Here is an 18,854-nt window from a genome sequence, read left to right as displayed (position 1 = left end):
CGTCCCCCCTCCGCCGCCTTCCTGACCGCCGTTTGCGTTCCTACATTGCGGGGACTTGTTACCGGAGACCTTCATGTCATCTCGTTTCCCCGGTCTTTCCAGCATCCGCTTGAAAGCCCTCGCTTTATTCCTCCTGGCTTTGATCGCGCCAACGGCGTCGGCATCCGCGGCCGATGAGCCCGATCTGATCTTCCGCCGCTCCACCGTGTTCAAATGGGTGAGCCCGAATGACAAGCTCGCGACCTATGGTCTCGACGATCCTGAGGTCGAGGGCGTCGCCTGTCATTTCACGGTGCCGGAGAAGGGCGGCTTCAAGGGCTGGCTCGGGCTCGCCGAGGAGGTCTCGGACATCTCGCTGGCCTGTCGCCAAGTCGGTCCGATCAAGTTCAAGCACAAGATGGAGCAGGGCGACGACATGTTCCGCCAGCGCCGGTCGCTGTTCTTCAAGAAGATGCAGATCGTGCGCGGCTGCGACACCAAACGCAACGTGCTGGTCTACATGGTCTATTCGGACAAGCTGATCGAAGGCTCCCCCAAGAACTCGACCTCGACCGTGCCGATCATGCCTTGGGGACCGGCGGACGCAAACGTCCAGAAGTGCGGCGAGTTCTTCACGCAGTGACGCGCGTCGTTCACTCCCGTGACGCGGTCGCGTTCACCCGGTGGCGATCGCGCGGCGCAGCAAGCCGCGACCCGGTCAGCCGCACAAATGTCTGCGGCGCCGCCTCGAAGCCCCGGCTCGATTGCAGCGCCATTGCGCCGGCGCTGCCGCGAATGATTGGTTGATCTCCGCGATCCGTCGGTGGATTTTCATCGCGCGGCGTTGCGCGATTTCCCGCCATCATGGCCATCCCTCACGTGAATGCGCCCGATGATCCGGGCGTCTCGGTTTCGATGGCTTGGGTCGTCGTTGAACCAACCCCGGTTCAAGAGGATCCAGCCTTCTTTTGCCCGTCCTTTCACCAGAAAAACGTAAAATGCGTGTGAAGCGCGCGGTGCGGCGGCATGACGACAGCTGCGCGGGGCGCATATCCGTACCGGCACCGGAACTTAGCGGGCGACTTTGACCTGCCGTGAGACCTGTCTGAAATAACTGGCATTTTCCGAGATTTGTTTCGTCGCCGCGCCCGGGACGAAACAATTCTCACGAAGACGAAACCATTTTCAGCTTTTCGCGCATCACGCGCGAAACCGCCCATGGTTATCAGGCTCATAACGACGACGGCGCACCGCCGGCCACCGAATTGGAACACACATCATGCGCGCGCTCAGCTTCATCCTTGCTTTCGGTCTCGTTCTCGCCGGCCCCTCATTGGCGGGTGCGCCCGATGGCAATCTCCCCGGTGTCGGCACCTTCCAGTACAGCGGCTCGCCCGTTGCGGTTCCGGCCGCTCAGCCGATCATGATCGCTGCGCGCTTCTGACTGCACACAACAACAGCCGGCATAGCCCATCATGTTGCTTCGTCTCTGCGCCGCAGCGTTCGTGTCCCTTCTGACGATCAGCTCCGTTCAGGCGCAGGTCCGCTCACCTTCCAGGCTACCCGATCCGCGCGGCGAATTCGTTCGCCAGTGCGCGCCGCGCATGCTCGGCCGCTGGGAGCATCCGGAGGAGGTCTGTGGCTGCCTGCACGATCACGCCGCCGCGGCCGTCGAGGATCGCGATCTGCGCGAAGCGCTGCTGCGGGGCATCAGCGAGACCGGCGTGCCCACCATCGAGACCGATTGGGTGCCGGCCTCCAAGCAGAGCGAGATCGGCCCGACCTTCACCAAGATCGCCAAACCGACGCTACAGTGCATGTTCGATCCGGCGAAATAGCTTTCCGGATCCTCACTTCGTTTTCGGTCCGTGCCGCGGCACGCAGGAGCTCGTGCGCGAGACTCCCTTATCGGACATCTTCGCGCCGCGGACTTCCCTGACCTGGCCGGCGGGGCAGGTTCCGTCATCCACGAGCACACGCTGGCCGAGCTTGAGATCGCCGATGTCCTGCTCGCGTCCGATGGTGGCGGCGCTTGCGGTCGAGGCAAGCGCGATGGCGATCAGCAACGAAAGGCAGGTCGCGTGGCGCAGGGGCATGATGTGAGGTCCCGGATCAATGCCGCAATCTAGGGAGCGGCGGGCGATTCTGATAGTGAAGCTTCGTCACGCGCGGCGAGCCGATTTTCCCCTTGCGCCCAATGCCGCGCGCGATTCCCTTGCGAGATGTTCGGCGGAGGCCACGAGCTGTGGCATGGGATGTCCGGAAAATCCCAGCACGAAGCCGGGGAGGGGACGCCCGCGCGAATAGGTGTCGGCCAATAGCCAGCCTTCGGCGCCGGCCGCCTGCTTGGCATGCGCAGCCACCGCCGGATCGACGGCAGGATCGAACCGGGCGACAAGATGCAGGCCCTGTGAGGGCACCGGCACCGAAAGCGCGCCGTCGGATGCGACTTCCAGCGTCTCGGCGAGCACGTCGCGCGCCTCGCGATACAGTTTTCGCACGCGTTTCAGGTTCGCGGCGAAGGCGCCGGAATTGAGCATGTCCGCCACCGCGCCCTCCATCAGTGTGCCGGGAAATCGGTCAAGCGCCGCGCGCGCTGCCGTCACGTCTGCGATCAGACGTTCGGGCAGGGCGCAATAGCCGATGCGCAGGCCCGGAAACAGCGTCTTGGCAAATGTGCCGAGATAGATCACGCGCTGGAGGCGATCGATGCCGGCGAGCGACATCAGCGGCGCGCCGTCATAGCGGAACTCGCTGTCGTAATCGTCCTCGAGCACGAATGCGCTGGCCTGCTTCGCCCAGTCCAGAAGCTCGAGCCGCCGCGGCATCGACATCTGCACGCCAAGCGGAAACTGGTGCGATGGCGTGACGTAGGCCGCGCGTGCGGACGGCGCCGCGATCCGGCCTTTGGCGACGCGCATCCCGTGCTCGTCCACGGGGACAGGCACGGTGCGATAGCCGCAATGGGCGATGGTTTTTCGGGCGGCGGGATAGCCCGGGTCCTCGCACCAGACCTGGTCGCTGGATTTCAGGATCGCGCTCAGCACGATGCGCAGCGCGTGGAGCGTGCCAGAGGTCAACATGATCTGGTCGGGATCGCAACGCAATCCGCGCGCGGACAACAGATGGTCGGCGATCGCCACACGCAGCTCGCGGCTGCCGCGAGGGTCGCCATAATGCAGGTGCTCCGATCCGAATGCGCGCATGCGGCGGCCGACGAAAGCGCGAAAGCGCTGCACGGCGCGTTCGTCGATATGGGTACAGCCGAGCGCAAACGCGCCCTGCTTTGGCGCTTCGAGAACCACCTTCGGCTTGTTGGGCTCGGCCGCGCGCTTGGGGATACGGGCCGCGACGAACGTTCCGGAGCCGACCGTTGCGTCGGCAAAGCCGTCGGCGATCAGGCGCTCATAGGCGGTGACGACGGCGTTGCGGCGGAAGCCGGTCTGCCTGGCCAGCGTCCGCGACGGCGGCAGCGGCTCGCCCGGCTTGACCAGACCGGAGACGATCATCTCGCACAGCGCCTGATAGAGCCGGTGCGCGGCGGATGCGCCGGCCGTGACGTGAGGGCCGGCGAGGTCGAGCGGAAGCTCGGGCTTGGCTCGGGAGGATGAATTGGTCGGAATTTTTTGCATGGAATTGGAACTATCGCAGACCAAATGCGCCGCTACAACTGCTCCGGATTTTCTTCCATCCGAGCAGGAGCGGCCGTGAGCCAGACCGAGACCTCGACTTCCTATCCGACATCGGCACGCAACCAGGTGAAGCGCCGGCACGACCGCGGCTTCTATGATCACGACACGGTTCATCGCATCCTGGATTCCTCGATGCTGTGCCACGTCTCCTACGCGATCGACGGCCAGCCCTATTGCACGCCGACTTTCTTCTGGCGGCAGGGCACCAAGCTCTACTGGCACGGATCGAGCGCCAGCCGCATGCTGCGCAACCAGAGCAGGGGCGAGCGCGTCTGCCTGACGGTCGCCCATCTCGACAGCCTCGTGCTGGCGCGCTGCGGCTTCAACCATTCCGCCGACTACCGCGCCGTCATGGCGTTCGGCACGGCCTATCTCGTCACCGACCCCGATGAGAAGGAGCGGGCGGTGATCGCGATGGTCGATCGCTTCTTCCCGGATCGCACCGCCGGCCTGCGACAGAGCACCACACAGGAAATCAAGGCAACGTCGTTCATCGCAATGGAAATCGAGGAAGCTTCGGCCAAGATCCGGAGCAAGGGTGTCGCCGACGACGATGAGGACTATGCGTTGCCGATCTATGCGGAGCGCATTCCGGTCCGCACCGTGCTCGGCGCCCCGGAACCGTGTCCGCGCCTGCTCGATGGTGTGAGCCGGCCTGCGACGCTGAACGGCTATTCCGAAGGCCGGCTGCTCGAAGATGCATTGCGGGATGCATATTTTCTGGAGTACCCGAACGGCTGAAATCGGCTAGTTTGCGCGCTCCTTGGGACCATTGGAATGTCTGGAGTCGCCCGAATGAATGCCGAAACGCAGCAGAGGATTCTTGACGCCGTCGACAACGGCTTCGAAGCTCAGCTTGCAACTACAAGCGATTTCGTCGCGATCCCTTCGACCCGCGGGGCGGAGGGACCCTGCCAGGACATGATCGGCGATCTCCTGCGCGAACGCGGCTACGAGGTCGACGACTGGCATATCGATGTCGAGGATTTGAAAGATCTGCGCGGCTTCGGCCCGATCGAGCACGACTTTTCGAAGGCGCGATCCGTGGTGGGCACTTACCGCCCGCGAACCAATGGCGGCAAGTCGCTGATCCTGCAAGGGCACTGCGACGTGGTGCCGGCGGGTCCGCTCGAATTGTGGGATACGCCGCCATTCTCGCCGGTCATCAAGGACGGCAAGATGTTCGGCCGCGGTGCCTGCGACATGAAGTCCGGGACGATCGGTGCGCTCTATGCGCTGGACGCGATCAAGGCGGCTGGCTTCAGGCCGACGGCGCGGATCCATTTTCAATCGGTGATCGAGGAGGAGAGCACCGGCGTCGGCGCACTGTCCACCCTGCAGCGCGGCTATCGCGCGGACGCCTGCTTCATTCCGGAGCCGACCGGCGGCAAGATGGTGCGATCGCAGGTTGGCGTGATCTGGTTTCGCCTCCGCGTGAAGGGACACCCGACCCACGTTGCCTTCGCAGGCTCCGGCGCGAATGCCATCATGGCGGCGTATCACCTGATCCAGGCGCTGCAGAAGCTCGAGATCGCATGGAACGAGCGCGCCAAGGCCGACCGTCACTTCAAGACGATCGACCATCCCGTCAACTTCAACGCCGGCGTCATCAAGGGCGGCGACTGGGCCTCCAGCGTGCCGGCCTGGTGCGATGTCGACTGCCGGATTGCGGTGTTGCCGGGCTGGTCGATCGCCGATCACCAGAAGGAGATCATGGCCTGCGTCGCCGCCGCTTCGCGCAACCACCGCTTTCTCGCCAACAATCCGCCGCAGGTCGAGTGGTCCGGCTTCCTCTCGGAAGGCTATGAGCTGACCAACGCTAGGGAGCCTGAGGCTGCGTTCGGCAAGGCCTTCAACGGGGTCTATGGCGGCACGCCAGAGGATCTCGTCTTCACGGCACTGACCGACACGCGCTTCTACGGCCTCAACCACGGCATCCCGAGCCTCTGCTTTGGCGCCAGCGGAGGCGAGATGCACGGCTTCAACGAGTTCGTCGATCTGGATTCATTGAAGAAGGCGACCAAGGCGATGGCGCTGTTCATCGCGGAATGGTGCGGGCTGGAGAAGGCGTAGGCCTCTCCGCCGTCATTGCGAGCGCAGCGAAGCAATCCAGCATCTCTCGGCGGCGGCAGCCTGGATTGCTTCGTCGCTGCGCTCCTCGCAATGACGGAACGGCGGTTAGGTCCTCATCCTGAGGAGCTTGCGGAGCAAGCGTCTCGAAGGGTGAAGGCACGGCCGGTGGCCTCGCCCTTCGAGACGCCGCTTCGCGGCTCCTCAGGTGAGGAGAAACATCTTGCCGCCCTGTGCCCGAAACACGGGCTTCGCCAACTCCTTTAAGCTTAAAAGAAAGACTAGGATAGCGGGCGTCCCGGTGGCAGACTGGCGTCCGGTTCGTCGGACGAGTCCTCGGGAGCAACGATGCGCGATTGGGATGACGCTTACGCCAATTCGGCCCATATCCCGGGCTCGGACAAGATGCAGGCGCTGTGGGCGGAGCGGGCGGCGGCCTACCGCGCCGGGCTGAAGGAATTTCGTCCCGACATCGCCTACGGCGCCGGCGAGCGCCAGAAGCTCGACCTGATCCTGCCTGACGGCGACAGCAAGGGCCTCGTCGTCTTCGTCCATGGCGGCTACTGGATGCGCTTCGACAAGTCGGCCTGGACCGACCTCGCCGAAGGTGCGCGCCATCATGGCTGGACGGTGGCGCTGCCGAGCTACACGCTGGCGCCGGCTGCACGCATCTCCGATATCACCGCGGAAATCACCGCCGCGATCGCCAAAGCCGCATCGCTGGTCTCAGGGCCGATCCGGCTCGCCGGCCATTCCGCCGGCGGCCATCTCGTCACGCGCATGCTGTGCGACGACAGCCGGCTCGAGTCTGCTGTCTTCAACCGTATCGCCGGCACGCTCTCGATCAGCGGTCTGCATGATCTGCGTCCGCTGCTCAAGACGAAGATGAACGACACGCTGCGCATGACCATGGAGGAGGCGAGCCTCGAAAGCGCGGCGCTGCATCTGCCGCGGGGGCATTCGCCCGTAACGGCCTGGGTAGGCGGCAGCGAGCGTCCCGAATTCATCCGCCAGTCCGATCTGATGGCCAATATCTGGACCGGCTTCGACGTGCCGACGCACCTCGTCATCGATCCCGGTCTCAACCATTTTACCGTGATTGACGGGCTGAAGGAGCCGTCCTCGCCGATCACTGCCCGCCTGATCGGCCTCGACTGAGCAAAGCCGGGAAGATCGATCGAAAGGACCCGCCATGACGTCCCGCGATTACGATCCTGCAAGCGAAGGCGCCGAGACCGATTTCGCCCGGCGCATGTCCTATGGCGACTACCTTGCGCTGGATGCGATTCTTGGCGCGCAGCACCCGCTGTCGGAGGCGCATGACGAGATGCTGTTCATCATCCAGCATCAGACCACGGAGTTGTGGATGCGGCTCGCCATCCACGAGCTCAGCGCTGCGCGCCGCGCGATCGCCAAAGACGAGGTTGCCCCCGCGATGAAGATGCTGGCGCGGATGTCGCGCATCTTCGAGCAGCTCAACAACGCCTGGGACGTACTCCGGACCATGACGCCCAGCGAGTATACCCGCTTCCGCTCGCAGCTCGGTCAATCCTCGGGGTTCCAGTCACGCCAGTACCGGCTGATCGAATTCCTGCTCGGCAACCGCAACCACGCCATGCTGAAGCCGCACGCGCACGATGCCGAGACGGTCAAGCTGCTCGAAGCCGAGCTCGCGACGCCAAGCCTCTATGACGAGGTGCTGCGGCTCGCCGACCGCAACGGGCTCAAGATGCCTGCGGCGGTGCTGGCGCGCGACGTTCGCGAGACGCACAGCTTCAACGAAGGCGTGCTGCAGGCCTGGCGTATCGTCTACGAGGCGCCGGAGACGCACTGGATGCTCTACGAGCTGGCCGAGAAGCTGGTCGATTTCGAGGACTATTTCCGGCGCTGGCGCTTCAACCACGTCACCACGGTCGAGCGGGTCATCGGCTTCAAGCGCGGCACCGGCGGCACCGGCGGCGTGAGCTATCTGAAGCGCATGCTCGAGGTCGAGCTGTTTCCCGAGCTCTGGCGCGTGCGTACAATTCTGTAGGGATGTCCATGACCAGGCTTCGCGTCTACGACGACACCAAAGCGTTGTTCCATCTGCCTGACGGCCTGATCTATCTCGACGGCAATTCGCTCGGTGCGCTGCCGCTGGGCGTTGCCGAGCGCGTCAACCGCGTGATCACCGAGGAGTGGGGCAACGAGCTGATCCGCGCCTGGAACACCGCAGGCTGGTATGTCCAGCCGCGCCATGTCGGCGATCGCATCGCGCGGTTGATCGGTGCGGAGGCCGGCTCGGTGATGGTCGGAGACACGCTGTCCCTGAAGGTCTATCAGGCTCTCGCCGCCGCGCTCGACATGACCCCGTCCCGCAAGATCGTCCTGTCGGACACCGGCAACTTCCCGACCGACCTCTACATGGCCGAGGGCCTGATCGCGACGCTTGGGCGCGGCCATCAATTGCGTCTGGTGGCACCTGAGGAGATCGAGGGTGCGTTGTCCGACGAGATCGCCGTTCTGTACATCACCGAGGTCGACTACCGCACCGGCCGTCGCCACGACATGGCAAAGCTCACCGCGAGAGCGCACGCGCTTGGCATCGTCACCCTCTGGGATCTCGCCCATTCCGCCGGCGCGCTGCCGGTCGATCTCGCCGGGAGCGGCGCCGATTTCGCCGCGGGGTGTACCTACAAATATCTCAACGCGGGCCCCGGTGCGCCGGCCTTCCTCTATGTCGCGCCGCGTCATGCCGACAGCGCGCGCGCCGCTCTGTCGGGCTGGATGGGCCACGCAAAACCGTTTGCGTTCGAGCTTGCCTATGCGGCCGCGGGCGGCGTCGAACGCATGCGCGTCGGCACCCCTCCGGTGCTCGCCATGGCGGCGTTGGAGGCCTCGCTCGATATCTGGGACAAAGTCGATATCGCGGAGGTTCGTGCGCGTTCGCTGGCGCTGGGTGATCTCCTGATCAGTGAAGTCGAGCGCCATTGTCCGCAGCTCAAGCTCGTCACCCCGCGCGATCATGAGCGCCGCGGCTCGCAAGTCTCGTTCGCCTTCGACGGCGGCTACGCCGCGATGCAGGCCCTGATCGCCCGTGGTGTCATCGGCGATTTCCGCGCGCCTGACATCATGCGGTTCGGCCTGACGCCGCTCTATGTCGGAGAGAATGAGATCATCCGGGCGGCGGAGATCATCGAAGAGGTGATTTCAGGGGAAGTGTGGCGACGGCCGGAGTACCAGGTGGTGAACGCGGTGACGTGAGGCGGTCTCGTGCCCCGGACGCAGCGCAGCAACGCTTCGCGTTGCTGCGCGTCCGGGACACGAGAGTATGGCATTGCGTGAGGACGTCAGCACCGCCATTACCTCGGACGTCATTGCTTCGCCGCGCGGGGCAATTCACGCTGAACCAACAACCAATTGGGAGCAGTTCCGATGACGCCGCTCGAGAAACTTAAAGCGATGAAGATGCCGTTCGCCGAGCTCAAGGGCGTCGAGTTTGTCGAGGCGGAGAAGGACCGCGTAGTGGCGCGGATGACCGTCCGGGCCGATCTCTGCACGCTGCACCACACCATCCACGGCGGGGCCGTGATGGCGCTGGCCGATTCCGTCGGCGCGGCGGCGACCGTGATCAATCTGCCCGAGGACGCCAAGGGGACGACCACGCTGGAGAGCAAAACTAATTTCATCGGCGGGGCAAAGGAGGGGGCCACAATCATCGCTACTGCCACCCCGGTGCACCGGGGCCGGCGGACCCAGGTCTGGACCACCCGGCTGGAAACCGAGGACGGCAAGCTGGTTGCGGTGGTGACCCAGACGCAGCTGGTGCTGTGACTACAGCATTTTGATTCTATTAACGAATTAGTCGCGTTGGTGCCCGAATCTTGGGCAGGTTCCCGTCTTGAAAATCATGGTGCGATGCACAATATTGGGGGCCTAGGGATTCGAACGCCTCCTCGAGGGACACCAAGAGGAGTTTCTGACGTGGTACTTGAAGACACCGTCCGTACCGTTCCCGGCTATGTACGGACCTTGATCCAGCAGGAAGAATTGCCGCTCCTGCGCGATCACCTGCTGAGGCTCGATGCCGCCAGCCGGCACGACCGTTTCAACGGCTTTCTCGACGACAGCTTCATCGAGCGCTACGCCGCCCGCTGCGCCGAGGACGGCACCGTGATCGTTGCCTATATGGTCGACGGCGTGGTGCGCGGTGCGGCTGAGCTGCATCCCCCGGAGGACGATTCCTTGCCGGAGGTCGCTTTCAGCGTGGAAGCCTCCGCGCGCCGCCAGGGCGTCGGCACCGTGCTGTTCCGCCGCCTGATCGCGGAGGCGCGCTGGAAGGGCTACAAGCGGCTGCGCATCACGACGGGTGCCGAGAATCACGCGATGCGGGCGCTCGCCAGGAAGTTCGGGGCCCATCTGGCTTTCCGCCACGGCGAATCGACCGGCACGATCGACCTCGCCAAGACGCCCGAGGCCGAGCTTGCCGATCTGGCGGCCTCGCCGTTCACGGCCGGACGCGCTCTTCTCAGCTTCAACAGCACGTGCTGGAAGCTGATCTCGAGCATGTACGGCAATCGGGCTGCATAGCCCGGAAATTGCGCACAGGAATCACAAAGCGGACCGGCCAGGCCGGTCCGCTTTCGTGTTCCGTGCGATGAGATGAAATGGATGCTCAGCTGCGTGTGGCGGCGCCGAAGCGGCGGACAACGCGGCGTTCGACCACCACGGAGCGCTGCGCGCCCTGTTCGCCGGCGATCACGCGCGTCGCCGTGATGCGGCTGTTGGCGCGGGCCTGCTTCTTCACCTCGGCCTGGACGACGTCGAGCGGCATCCCCATCAAGGCTGCGGCGATCTCGGCCTGCTGCGCCTGGTCGTCGGTGATGCCGATCGCAGCGAAGATCGCCTCGTCGAGGGTCGGAGGATCGTGGCGCACGCGCCGTGTGCCATATTTGGTATTCCAGTCTGCGCTCATAACGGCCTCATTTCGATGCCGGATACCTAGTGCCGCCAATGTTGCATTGCAATATGGAATCGGTGTGGCATCTCAGCTATGCACCGGTCTGGTGTCACAGCGGTGACGCAGCACCTGCGCCGACCTCCACCCGTTGCTGGGGCCAACGCTTCAGGGCGGCGTGTCCGGCTTCGGTGAGCCGGTAGATTCCCCGCTCAGCGCGTTCGAACCAGCCATACACATTGTTAAGCAAGATCTTGCCGGCATCGGGGCAGCGTTCGCGCAGCGCGCGCACCTGTTTCGGCCCCTCGGCAAGCGCCGCCGCGCAGGCCAGCGCCTGCTGGCGATAGGCCGTCATGATCGGTGCGCGGGTGCTGCCGCCAAGCACGGGATCGCCCTGGCGGCGCTGATGCTCGGCAACCAGACGCGAGCGCACCTTCGGCTCGCGGCGCGGCGCCGCGGTCGGCGGCTTCACTAGCACTTCGACCTGGCCGCGATCGGTCACGCCAAGCATGCCGAAGCCGAGGCGGCGGCAGAGATTGCGATAGCGCGCATCGCTCTCGCGCCCCTTGCCGCGCGCGGACATCTTCGCTGCGATCCAGACCTCGTCGCCGGCCGGCGCGCGATCGACCGCCTGCAGGATCAGCTCGAGATTGAAGGCAAGCTTGAGCTCGCCGATCACCACGACGGGTGGATCGCCGGCGCTGAGGCCGACGAGATCGCAGCCGCCGATCTCGCCCTTGACCGTGAAGCCGAGCTCTTCGAGGAAGCGTTTGACGGGGAGGTAAAGCGCGGTTTCCAAGGGACGTCCGATCGGAGAATCAGTTGCAGACAGTCTAGAGCCTTCTCGGCCCCTATTGAATCGGAGCCGATGTCTCTAACTGTCGGATCGGAACGCGATTAGACCCGGCCGCCGACCGGGACCAGCGCGCCGGTGACGCCGCTGGCGGCATCGCTGGCGAGGAACAGGATAACTTCGGCGAGTTCCTGTGGCGTCACCCATTTGGAAAAGTCCGCCTTCGGCATGTCGGCGCGGTTGGCCGCGGTATCGATGATCGAGGGCAGGACGGCATTGACGGTAACCTTGCCCTTCCACTCGTTGGCGAGCGCCTCGGTCAGGCGATGCACGCCGGCTTTCGACGCAGCATAGGGGCCCATGCCGCTGCCGGCCTGCAGTGCGCCCATGGCGCCGATATTGACGATGCGGCCGGCCGGGGACTTGGCAAGGTGCGGCAGCGCCGCGCGCGAGGCGTTGAGCGCCGTCAGGACGTTCAGCGCGTGCATGCGCTGCCACGTCGCGATGTCGCCGTCGCCGACGGTCTCGAAGGCGAAGCCGCCGGCGATGTTGATCAGCGCGTCGAGCCGGCCGAAATGCTTCGCCGCCGCATCGACGGCATTCTTCGCTTGCCCCGCGTCGGACAGGTCGACACCGCCCATCACGATGCGTTGGGGCGTCTCTGATAATTGCGAGGGCGCATGATCGATCCCGGCAATCCGCGCGCCGCGGGACCGTGCCATCTCCGCGACGACTCTGCCGAGTGCGCCGAGCGCGCCAGTCACGACAACTACTTTCCCCTGCACGATTGCTCTCCATCGTTATCCTTCACTGACTATTGCGCGGGGTGGATTGCGCTTGCAATGGCGGCAACATCAAGACTGGGCTACAAATGCAACTTTAGATCGTTGAGGAGGTCATTGCATGTCTGACAATTTGCCAACCGTCGAATTTCCCGCTGCGATCGTCGACCTGACATATCCGCTGATGCGGCTCCGACAGGCGTTGGGAGACAAGGGACCAGTGCGCATCGTCGCCATGGGCTCGTCGTCAACAGCCGGACGAGCCGACGTCGTCCCGTATCCCTATAGGCTGGAGATGTATTTGCGGCAGTATTTCAAGGATGTGGTGCCGCGGCCGGACATCCGGATTGACGTCCTGAACCGGGGCAAGGGCGGCGAAGAGGCAACCGAAGAGCTTGGACGCTTCGATGTCGATATTTTTCGTGATGATCCGGCATTGGTCATCTGGCAGGTCGGAACCAACGCGGTCTTTCATAACGACAAGTATGACTTGGATATCGTTGCTGGGGACATCAGGAAGGGTCTGGCGCAATTACGCGCTCGCGGCTTCGAGGTTCTGGTGATCGATCCGCAATACGTGACGAAGATGCTTTGGGATGACCGCGCCGAGCTCGCTGACAAGATGGTCCGGCTGATCCGCGAAGCTGCCAATGAGGCAAGTGTGAATTTGTTTCGGCGTTGGTCGCTGATGCGGCACTGGCACGTGCAGAACAATGTCTCGTTCGATCAATTGATCGACACGAGTGATCCCGACAAGCTGCACCAGAACGATTGGAGCACCCAACAACTTTCCTTGGCGCTCAAGAATGCCATCATCAAAGCCCTCGGGCCGATGGCCTGAGGCTACCGCCGCGGGTCACGCCTGCAGATAACGCTCCTTCAGTGCGGTGCGCTCAGCCGTGCCGAGCTTGAGCCCGTCGCGCAAATAGGTTTCGAGATCGCCATATTCGCTGCCGACCGCTTCGAAAGCGGCCGCCAGGTAAGAGGCCTCGACGCTGCCGATCGCGTCGAGGACATCGGCGGGCAGATCGGAGGCGTTCGACGGGTCGCGCTTGTAGTGCCGGTTGGTCAAGAGGTAGTCCTCCGCAATGACATCGTCCGCCACGCCCAGCGCGTGCAGGATCAGCGCGCTGGCAAAACCGGTGCGGTCCTTGCCGGCGGTGCAGTGGATCACGAGCGGCGCGCGGTCTTCCAGCAGATGGCCGAACAGCGCGCGGTAGCTGTGGGTGTTGTGGCGGACATAGTTGCGGTAGGACTCGCGCATGAGCTCGAGCGCCACGGCCGCGATCAGCGTGCCCTTCGCGAGCTCGGCGCGCAGCGCGGCCACGACGGTCGGCTCGATCGGCAGCGAATGCACCGTGATCTCGTTCACGACGCAGATGCCGGCCGCGCGCTCCTCGACACCGCGGAAATCGAAGGCGCTGCGCACGCCGAGCGCGCGGACGATCTCGACGTCGGCCGCGGTGAGCTGGCCGAGATGGTTGGAGCGGAAAATGTGCCGCCAGCGCGTGGTGCGGCCATCGGCGGTCGGGTAGCCACCGAGGTCGCGGAAATTGCTGGCACCCTGGAGGGCGAGATGACGGGCAGGGGAGTCCTTGAGGGAGGAGTCTTGCATGGGATCAGCTTGGGTTATGGTTCCACCGGATGCACGTTCGGCATCTTGCGGTCTATTACAGGGGGCGATCATGGGCCGGCACAAGGCCATTGTTTTGACGGTCAGCATGCTGGCGGGCGGAATGCTCGGTGGGCGGCAGGCCGATGCGCAGACCTTCCAAACCTATCGCTGCGCCGATGGTACGCAGTTCATCGTCGGGTTTTATGACGGCGACAAGCGCGCCTTTCTCCAAATCGACGGCGAGCCGGTCGCGCTCGCCAAGCGGCTGGCGGTTTCGGGGGCGCGCTATTCGGGGGCGGGAGTTGCGCTGAGGATTCCCAAGACCGGCCCCGCTACGGTCAAGCATCTGAAACGGCCGGTTACCGCCTGCGCGGTGGTCGAAAAGTCCGGGATCTAGCCCGGGGGCGCCTGGAATCGAAAAGGGCCGAAACGCCGTTGTTTCGACCCTTGTTCAAACTGTCGCCGGCCGCTTGCGAGAGCCTGGCACTGTCGGACCAGCAGCTGGCATCAGCGTTCCCATTTGGGCTTGGCTTCGTCCACCGCGTCCTGGTGGTACCAGCTATCGCTGCAGATCGAGACGTTCGCTGGCAGCGAAGCCTGATCGGCGGGAAAGCGGGTCTCGCCATAGCGGCGTCCCGCGAGGGCCGCACGGCCGCCGACGGGGAATTGATAGATCTTTGCAGATCCGTGACTCAGACCATTGTTCATCATTGCGATTCTCCTTGGTCGAAGCGCCTTGGCCTCCATGGTGCGCCCGACTCGTTCGATTGTGGTTACTGGAATCCCCATATCGGCCCCTCGTCCCGGATTGGAAAGTGCTGAAAAGGAAATCAGTTTCCGCCCAATTTGTAGGCAGGCAGCCTTCTGCATCCTCCAAGGCACGCTGCCGCTGACCAACGCGTGGGCCATTCCGAAGGTTGCTGGGGAGGGGTGGGGGAGTTTGCGAAAGTTACCGGACGTTGATGCGCGTTTCATCGGCAGCGCGCGGGGCGGTGTCAGCTGCTTCTGAATCGGGCGTTTTCCGCGGGATTTTTGCAGTGCAGCTTCACGTCAAGGTGCGCGGCTATGACGCACGGTGCCGTGGAGGCCTCGCCCGCGGCGAGGAGGAGCCGGAAGCAGTGGAAAACAGCCCGTTCTGCGGCCTTTTGGCACGCTAAATGCTTGGGAAGGGCCGGCCGATGATGGCCGGGTACAAAACGTGCGGGGGCCGCCAGGCCCCCAACCTTTCGCATCATCTACAGAGAGGCTCAATGACCAAGTACAAGCTCGAGTACATCTGGCTCGACGGATATACGCCGACTCCGAATTTGCGCGGCAAAACTCAGATCAAGGAATTCGCGTCGTTCCCGACGCTCGAGCAGCTTCCGCTCTGGGGCTTCGACGGCTCCTCGACCCAGCAGGCCGAAGGCCACAGCTCCGATTGCGTGCTGAAGCCGGTCGCCGTGTTCCCGGACGGTGCGCGCACCAACGGCGTGCTGGTGATGTGCGAAGTCATGATGCCCGATGGCAAGACCCCGCACGCCTCCAACAAGCGCGCCACCATCCTCGACGACGCCGGCGCCTGGTTCGGCTTCGAGCAGGAATACTTCTTCTACAAGGACGGCCGTCCGCTCGGCTTCCCGACATCGGGCTATCCCGCGCCGCAGGGCCCGTACTACACCGGCGTCGGCTTCTCGAATGTGGGCGACGTCGCCCGCAAGATCGTCGAAGAGCATCTCGACCTCTGCTTGGCCGCCGGCATCAACCATGAAGGCATCAACGCGGAAGTCGCCAAGGGCCAGTGGGAATTCCAGATCTTCGGCAAGGGCTCCAAGACCGCTGCCGACCAGATGTGGATGGCCCGCTACCTGATGCTGCGCCTGACCGAGAAGTACGGCATCGACATCGAATTCCACTGCAAGCCGCTCGGCGATACCGACTGGAACGGCTCGGGCATGCACGCCAACTTCTCGACCGCCTATATGCGCGAAGTCGGCGGCAAGGAGTATTTCGAGGCGCTGATGGCCGCCTTCGAGAAGAACCTGATGGACCACATCGCCGTTTACGGCCCGGACAACGACAAGCGTCTGACCGGCAAGCACGAGACCGCGCCGTGGAACAAGTTCAGCTACGGCGTTGCCGATCGTGGCGCTTCGATCCGCGTTCCGCACTCCTTCGTCAACAACGGCTACAAGGGCTATCTGGAAGACCGCCGTCCGAACTCGCAAGGCGACCCCTACCAGATCGCTTCGCAGATCCTGAAGACGATCTCGTCCGTGCCGACCGACAAGAAGGCCGCGGCCTAAGATCCTCCCGGCCCGGGCTGGGGGGCTGGCCCGGGTTGGCATTCAATCCGCCGGAGCGACAAGCTCCGGCGGATTTTTGCATTGTGATGACAGCTGTTCCTCTGCGTGTCGGCCCCGGCGCCGCGAAACTTGTCCATCGCCGCCGAAAGCGGGATAGAGTGCGTCCGGATGCGCGCAGAGCCGGGGACACGGCTGGTGTTTGAAGGCTTCTACAAGGTGAAATTTCAGCTCGGCGATTCCATCGGCCGCAGCGTAATGCATGCCGGCAATGGCAAGATGCTCGGCGGCAATTCGGCTTTCGCCCATATCGGCAGCTACGAGAAGACCGACAGCGGCGTCGACGTCGTCATCAAGACCGTCCGCCACAATCCCGATCCGAGCTACCGCGCCATGGCCGGCACCGACGATGCGACCCTGATCGCGAAGGGCTGGGCCGACGGCGATCTCTATCGCTTCAAGGGCGAGCTCAAGGAGCTGCCGGGCGTGCCGTTCCAGTCGCTGATGACGCCGATCACCGAGGAGGAGGTGCCGATCGCGGGCGGCGTCGGCGAAGCCGGCATCAGCGACGGTCTTTACTCCATCCACCTGCGCATGCTCGACGGCCTCGACGGCGGGCTCACCGGGGTGATGCTGCTCAACCAGGGCCGCATCCTCGGCGGCGATGCGGCTTTCTACTATCTCGGCAGCTACACCGCCGCGAAGGGCCGCTGGAAGGGCCAGATCCTCAACCAGGAGCACACGCCGGCCAAGGACGATCCGATCTTCGGCGGCCACGAGGTCGGCATCGGCTTCTCCGGCAGCTACGACGCGGAGCAGGCGGTGCTGGAGGCAGCGGCGCTGGCCGGCAAGCGATCCTTGCGCCTGACCGCTGCGCTCAAGCTGATGCATCGCGCCTGATTGCGTCGGGAGCTATCAATGGAAAATGTCCGCATGCTCTCGACGCTCGGCCTGATGGGCGCGATGCGGAGCCTGTCCACCGCCTTCGAGGCCATCAGCGGCATCCATGTCGATGCCGATTTCGCGCCGACGCTGGCGCTGCTCAAGCGGTTGCGCGCGGGCGAGGCCGCCGACCTCGTCATCCTCACCCGCGAAGGCCTCGACGAGATGATCGGCGAAGGCCAAGTGGTCGCCGCGAGCGCAGCGGATCTGGCGCGCTCCTTCGTCGGCATCGCCGTGCGGGCAGGGCAAGCGCACCCCGACGTCGCCAGCGAAGCCGCGCTACGCCAGGCGCTGCTCGCCGCGCGGTCCGTCGCCTATTCGCGGCTCGGCGCAAGCGGCGTGTACTTCGCCCAGCTGATCGAGCGGATGGGCATCGCGGCAGAGATCAACGCCAAGGCCAGCATCGTCGAGCAGGGATTTACCGCCGAGCGGCTCGTGACCCGTGAGGCTGACCTTGCCGTGCAGCAGATCAGCGAGCTGAAGCAGGTCGGCGGCATCGAGGTGGTCGGCCCGATCCCGCGCGAGCTGCAGACGCCGGCCGTGTTCTCCGCCGGCCGCATGGCGAATGCGAAACATGCCGGCGCCGCGGACCGCTTGCTGCGCTATCTGGCATCGCCCGAGGTCGCCCCCGTCCTGCGCCAGTCCGGACTGGAGCCTTGAATTTGCCGAGCCACAGACGCAACGTGACGATCATGCGGATTTTCCTCCTTGCCATGCTGCTGGCATTCGCCGCGCCCCAGACGGCGCAGGCGCAATCGGCCGATCTCGTGTTGTGCGACCGCCTCGCCGCCGATCCCAGCGATCCCGACAAGCCGGCCGACGTGAAGGGCGTCGCGGAGATCGCGTCCGCCGACATCGCAACCGCGGTCAAGTTCTGCAGGCAGGCGGCCAACGCCTCGCGCCGCGCGATGTTCGCGCTGGGGCGCGCCTATGCGGCCAACCGGCAGACAGCGGAGGCGATCGCGGCCTGGCGCAAGGCGGCCGACAAGGGATCCAGTGCGGCCATGGTCGAGCTCGGCGTGCTCTACGGCACCGGCGCCGGTGTCGCCAAGGACGAGGCGCAGGCGCGAAAGCTGTTCGAGAAGGCGGCGCAGGCCGGCAACCCGCGCGGCGTCAGCAACCTTGCCGCGCTCGGCAGTGCAGGCGGCGCCGCGCCGGCCGACCCCGCCCAGGCCCGCGCGCTGCTCGGCAAGGCCGCCGAGACCAATGCGGAGGCGCAGTACCAGCTCGGCCTGATGCTGTCTGAAGGCGATGGCGGGGCAAAGGACGACGTCGCGGCGCGCGCGCTGTTCGAGAAGGCGGCGGCGCAAAACCATCCCGGCGCGCTGGAGCGGATGGGGGCCTTCGCGCAGGAAGGCCGCGGCGGTCCGAAGGACAAGGACGCCGCCAAGGCCTATTACGAGCGCGCCGCCGCGCTCGGCGACGAGGACGCCAAGAAGGCGCTGGAGCGCATTCGCTGTCCCTATGCGATCAAGGACAAGCAGGGCAAGCTCGTCACCACGCTGTGCTTCTGATTGATCGCGCTCCCTTCAAGAGCGGCCAGTCGCGATGGGCGCGCATCGGGCAGGTGAACATCGGCCCTCATCCGGGCCGCTAAAAACAAAACCCGAAAACAACCCCATGCACAGTAGGGCCCCCGCTGAAATCACAGCGAAATTCGCGCTTGCGGATTTTACGAAGTTCGTTTGACCCGTCGGGCAAAACAGGGGTATAGTGGTATCATGGACACCGACGTTTTCGAGCAGGGCCCCTGCGAGGAAAGG

General features: G+C 64.6%; 23 protein-coding genes. 16 read left to right on the top strand and 7 right to left on the bottom strand.

The features are described from left to right. Positions 1–73 precede the first annotated feature (73 nt). The 3 genes from ACNJYA_RS21355 (at position 74) to ACNJYA_RS21345 (ending at position 1,817) form a co-directional block, all read left to right on the top strand. Positions 74–622, top strand: coding sequence for a CreA family protein (locus tag ACNJYA_RS21355; protein WP_172788483.1), 549 nt, complete (start codon positions 74–76; stop codon positions 620–622). Positions 623–1,258: 636 nt separating this feature from the next. Continuing rightward, positions 1,259–1,423, top strand: a complete 165-nt coding sequence (locus ACNJYA_RS21350; protein ID WP_172788485.1) for a hypothetical protein — start codon at positions 1,259–1,261, stop codon at positions 1,421–1,423. A 31-nt stretch (positions 1,424–1,454) separates the two neighbouring features. Next, entirely contained in the window at positions 1,455–1,817 is a 363-nt protein-coding gene (locus ACNJYA_RS21345) for a hypothetical protein (protein ID WP_025035902.1), read from the top strand. Between the two features lie 12 nt (positions 1,818–1,829). Here ACNJYA_RS21345 and ACNJYA_RS21340 read toward each other — a convergent pair whose 3' ends face one another. Continuing rightward, complete coding sequence (locus tag ACNJYA_RS21340; RefSeq protein ID WP_439400682.1) at positions 1,830–2,075, bottom strand: DUF6719 family protein; 246 nt, start codon at positions 2,073–2,075, stop codon at positions 1,830–1,832. A gap of 66 nt (positions 2,076–2,141) precedes the next feature. Further along, entirely contained in the window at positions 2,142–3,611 is a 1,470-nt protein-coding gene (locus ACNJYA_RS21335; RefSeq protein WP_439400681.1) for a PLP-dependent aminotransferase family protein, read from the bottom strand. Positions 3,612–3,686: 75 nt separating this feature from the next. On the opposite strand from ACNJYA_RS21335, the gene ACNJYA_RS21330 reads away from it, so the two are divergent. From ACNJYA_RS21330 to ACNJYA_RS21300, 7 genes are all read left to right on the top strand, one after another. Then, the gene (locus ACNJYA_RS21330) at positions 3,687–4,412 is read left to right on the top strand and encodes a pyridoxamine 5'-phosphate oxidase family protein (RefSeq protein WP_212257584.1); all 726 of its coding nucleotides are present in this window, start codon (positions 3,687–3,689) and stop codon (positions 4,410–4,412) included. A 54-nt stretch (positions 4,413–4,466) separates the two neighbouring features. Next, positions 4,467–5,744, top strand: a complete 1,278-nt coding sequence (locus ACNJYA_RS21325) for an ArgE/DapE family deacylase (RefSeq protein WP_212257585.1) — start codon at positions 4,467–4,469, stop codon at positions 5,742–5,744. A 345-nt stretch (positions 5,745–6,089) separates the two neighbouring features. Further along, complete coding sequence (locus tag ACNJYA_RS21320) at positions 6,090–6,899, top strand: alpha/beta hydrolase (RefSeq protein WP_212257586.1); 810 nt, start codon at positions 6,090–6,092, stop codon at positions 6,897–6,899. Positions 6,900–6,933: 34 nt separating this feature from the next. Then, a complete protein-coding gene (gene kynA, locus ACNJYA_RS21315; protein ID WP_172788491.1) occupies positions 6,934–7,773 on the top strand; it encodes a tryptophan 2,3-dioxygenase in 840 nt (279 codons plus the stop codon). An 8-nt stretch (positions 7,774–7,781) separates the two neighbouring features. Next, complete coding sequence (gene kynU, locus ACNJYA_RS21310; protein WP_212257587.1) at positions 7,782–8,984, top strand: kynureninase; 1,203 nt, start codon at positions 7,782–7,784, stop codon at positions 8,982–8,984. A 171-nt stretch (positions 8,985–9,155) separates the two neighbouring features. Beyond that, a complete protein-coding gene (locus ACNJYA_RS21305) occupies positions 9,156–9,554 on the top strand; it encodes a PaaI family thioesterase (RefSeq protein WP_212257588.1) in 399 nt (132 codons plus the stop codon). A gap of 150 nt (positions 9,555–9,704) precedes the next feature. Beyond that, on the top strand, positions 9,705–10,310 hold the full coding sequence (locus ACNJYA_RS21300; protein ID WP_172788494.1) for a GNAT family N-acetyltransferase: 606 nt from the start codon (positions 9,705–9,707) through the stop codon (positions 10,308–10,310). Positions 10,311–10,395: 85 nt separating this feature from the next. Here ACNJYA_RS21300 and ACNJYA_RS21295 read toward each other — a convergent pair whose 3' ends face one another. From ACNJYA_RS21295 to ACNJYA_RS21285, 3 genes are all read right to left on the bottom strand, one after another. After that, complete coding sequence (locus ACNJYA_RS21295; protein WP_172788495.1) at positions 10,396–10,695, bottom strand: hypothetical protein; 300 nt, start codon at positions 10,693–10,695, stop codon at positions 10,396–10,398. A 94-nt stretch (positions 10,696–10,789) separates the two neighbouring features. After that, positions 10,790–11,476: a DUF2161 domain-containing phosphodiesterase gene (locus tag ACNJYA_RS21290; protein ID WP_172788496.1), complete on the bottom strand. Its 687-nt coding sequence runs from the start codon at positions 11,474–11,476 to the stop codon at positions 10,790–10,792. A 98-nt stretch (positions 11,477–11,574) separates the two neighbouring features. After that, a complete protein-coding gene (locus ACNJYA_RS21285; protein WP_260383456.1) occupies positions 11,575–12,255 on the bottom strand; it encodes an SDR family oxidoreductase in 681 nt (226 codons plus the stop codon). Positions 12,256–12,373: 118 nt separating this feature from the next. On the opposite strand from ACNJYA_RS21285, the gene ACNJYA_RS21280 reads away from it, so the two are divergent. Further along, positions 12,374–13,093: an SGNH/GDSL hydrolase family protein gene (locus ACNJYA_RS21280; RefSeq protein ID WP_439363230.1), complete on the top strand. Its 720-nt coding sequence runs from the start codon at positions 12,374–12,376 to the stop codon at positions 13,091–13,093. 15 nt (positions 13,094–13,108) lie between these two features. On the opposite strand, the gene ACNJYA_RS21275 is transcribed toward ACNJYA_RS21280, so the two are convergent. Then, on the bottom strand, positions 13,109–13,867 hold the full coding sequence (locus ACNJYA_RS21275) for a tyrosine-protein phosphatase (RefSeq protein ID WP_439363229.1): 759 nt from the start codon (positions 13,865–13,867) through the stop codon (positions 13,109–13,111). A gap of 70 nt (positions 13,868–13,937) precedes the next feature. Here ACNJYA_RS21275 and ACNJYA_RS21270 point away from each other — a divergent pair, with 70 nt between their 5' ends. Next, the gene (locus ACNJYA_RS21270) at positions 13,938–14,264 is read left to right on the top strand and encodes an MliC family protein (protein ID WP_439363228.1); all 327 of its coding nucleotides are present in this window, start codon (positions 13,938–13,940) and stop codon (positions 14,262–14,264) included. A gap of 110 nt (positions 14,265–14,374) precedes the next feature. Here the strand turns inward: ACNJYA_RS21270 and ACNJYA_RS21265 are convergent, their stop codons facing one another. Further along, positions 14,375–14,578, bottom strand: coding sequence for a DUF2735 domain-containing protein (locus ACNJYA_RS21265; RefSeq protein ID WP_172788500.1), 204 nt, complete (start codon positions 14,576–14,578; stop codon positions 14,375–14,377). A gap of 539 nt (positions 14,579–15,117) precedes the next feature. Here ACNJYA_RS21265 and ACNJYA_RS21260 point away from each other — a divergent pair. The 4 genes from ACNJYA_RS21260 (at position 15,118) to ACNJYA_RS21245 (ending at position 18,605) form a co-directional block, all read left to right on the top strand. Further along, complete coding sequence (locus ACNJYA_RS21260) at positions 15,118–16,152, top strand: glutamine synthetase beta-grasp domain-containing protein (RefSeq protein WP_172788501.1); 1,035 nt, start codon at positions 15,118–15,120, stop codon at positions 16,150–16,152. A gap of 195 nt (positions 16,153–16,347) precedes the next feature. Further along, a complete protein-coding gene (locus tag ACNJYA_RS21255) occupies positions 16,348–17,049 on the top strand; it encodes a GrlR family regulatory protein (protein ID WP_439367499.1) in 702 nt (233 codons plus the stop codon). 18 nt (positions 17,050–17,067) lie between these two features. Then, positions 17,068–17,751, top strand: coding sequence for a substrate-binding domain-containing protein (locus ACNJYA_RS21250; RefSeq protein WP_439400680.1), 684 nt, complete (start codon positions 17,068–17,070; stop codon positions 17,749–17,751). A 32-nt stretch (positions 17,752–17,783) separates the two neighbouring features. After that, positions 17,784–18,605 carry a tetratricopeptide repeat protein gene (locus ACNJYA_RS21245; protein WP_439400679.1) on the top strand — a complete coding sequence of 274 codons (822 nt, stop codon included), beginning with the start codon at positions 17,784–17,786 and terminating at the stop codon, positions 18,603–18,605. The last annotated feature ends 249 nt before the right edge of the window (positions 18,606–18,854 follow it).

The organism is Bradyrhizobium sp. BLXBL-01, from assembly GCF_051853025.1.
Classification (GTDB): Bacteria; Pseudomonadota; Alphaproteobacteria; order Rhizobiales; family Xanthobacteraceae; genus Bradyrhizobium.
The sequence above is the reverse complement of the archived record's forward strand: the minus strand, read 5'-3'. Positions and strand labels throughout refer to the sequence as shown.

Coding starts and splice junctions, on each gene's coding strand:
- ACNJYA_RS21355 (WP_172788483.1), top strand. CDS start 74: ATGTCATCTCGTTTCCCCGGTCTTTCCAGCATCCGCTTGAAAGCCCTC.
- ACNJYA_RS21350 (WP_172788485.1), top strand. CDS start 1,259: ATGCGCGCGCTCAGCTTCATCCTTGCTTTCGGTCTCGTTCTCGCCGGC.
- ACNJYA_RS21345 (WP_025035902.1), top strand. CDS start 1,455: ATGTTGCTTCGTCTCTGCGCCGCAGCGTTCGTGTCCCTTCTGACGATC.
- ACNJYA_RS21340 (WP_439400682.1), bottom strand. CDS start 2,075: ATGCCCCTGCGCCACGCGACCTGCCTTTCGTTGCTGATCGCCATCGCG.
- ACNJYA_RS21335 (WP_439400681.1), bottom strand. CDS start 3,611: ATGCAAAAAATTCCGACCAATTCATCCTCCCGAGCCAAGCCCGAGCTT.
- ACNJYA_RS21325 (WP_212257585.1), top strand. CDS start 4,467: ATGAATGCCGAAACGCAGCAGAGGATTCTTGACGCCGTCGACAACGGC.
- ACNJYA_RS21320 (WP_212257586.1), top strand. CDS start 6,090: ATGCGCGATTGGGATGACGCTTACGCCAATTCGGCCCATATCCCGGGC.
- kynA (WP_172788491.1), top strand. CDS start 6,934: ATGACGTCCCGCGATTACGATCCTGCAAGCGAAGGCGCCGAGACCGAT.
- kynU (WP_212257587.1), top strand. CDS start 7,782: ATGACCAGGCTTCGCGTCTACGACGACACCAAAGCGTTGTTCCATCTG.
- ACNJYA_RS21305 (WP_212257588.1), top strand. CDS start 9,156: ATGACGCCGCTCGAGAAACTTAAAGCGATGAAGATGCCGTTCGCCGAG.
- ACNJYA_RS21295 (WP_172788495.1), bottom strand. CDS start 10,695: ATGAGCGCAGACTGGAATACCAAATATGGCACACGGCGCGTGCGCCAC.
- ACNJYA_RS21280 (WP_439363230.1), top strand. CDS start 12,374: ATGTCTGACAATTTGCCAACCGTCGAATTTCCCGCTGCGATCGTCGAC.
- ACNJYA_RS21275 (WP_439363229.1), bottom strand. CDS start 13,867: ATGCAAGACTCCTCCCTCAAGGACTCCCCTGCCCGTCATCTCGCCCTC.
- ACNJYA_RS21270 (WP_439363228.1), top strand. CDS start 13,938: ATGGGCCGGCACAAGGCCATTGTTTTGACGGTCAGCATGCTGGCGGGC.
- ACNJYA_RS21265 (WP_172788500.1), bottom strand. CDS start 14,578: ATGATGAACAATGGTCTGAGTCACGGATCTGCAAAGATCTATCAATTC.
- ACNJYA_RS21260 (WP_172788501.1), top strand. CDS start 15,118: ATGACCAAGTACAAGCTCGAGTACATCTGGCTCGACGGATATACGCCG.
- ACNJYA_RS21250 (WP_439400680.1), top strand. CDS start 17,068: ATGGAAAATGTCCGCATGCTCTCGACGCTCGGCCTGATGGGCGCGATG.
- ACNJYA_RS21245 (WP_439400679.1), top strand. CDS start 17,784: ATGCGGATTTTCCTCCTTGCCATGCTGCTGGCATTCGCCGCGCCCCAG.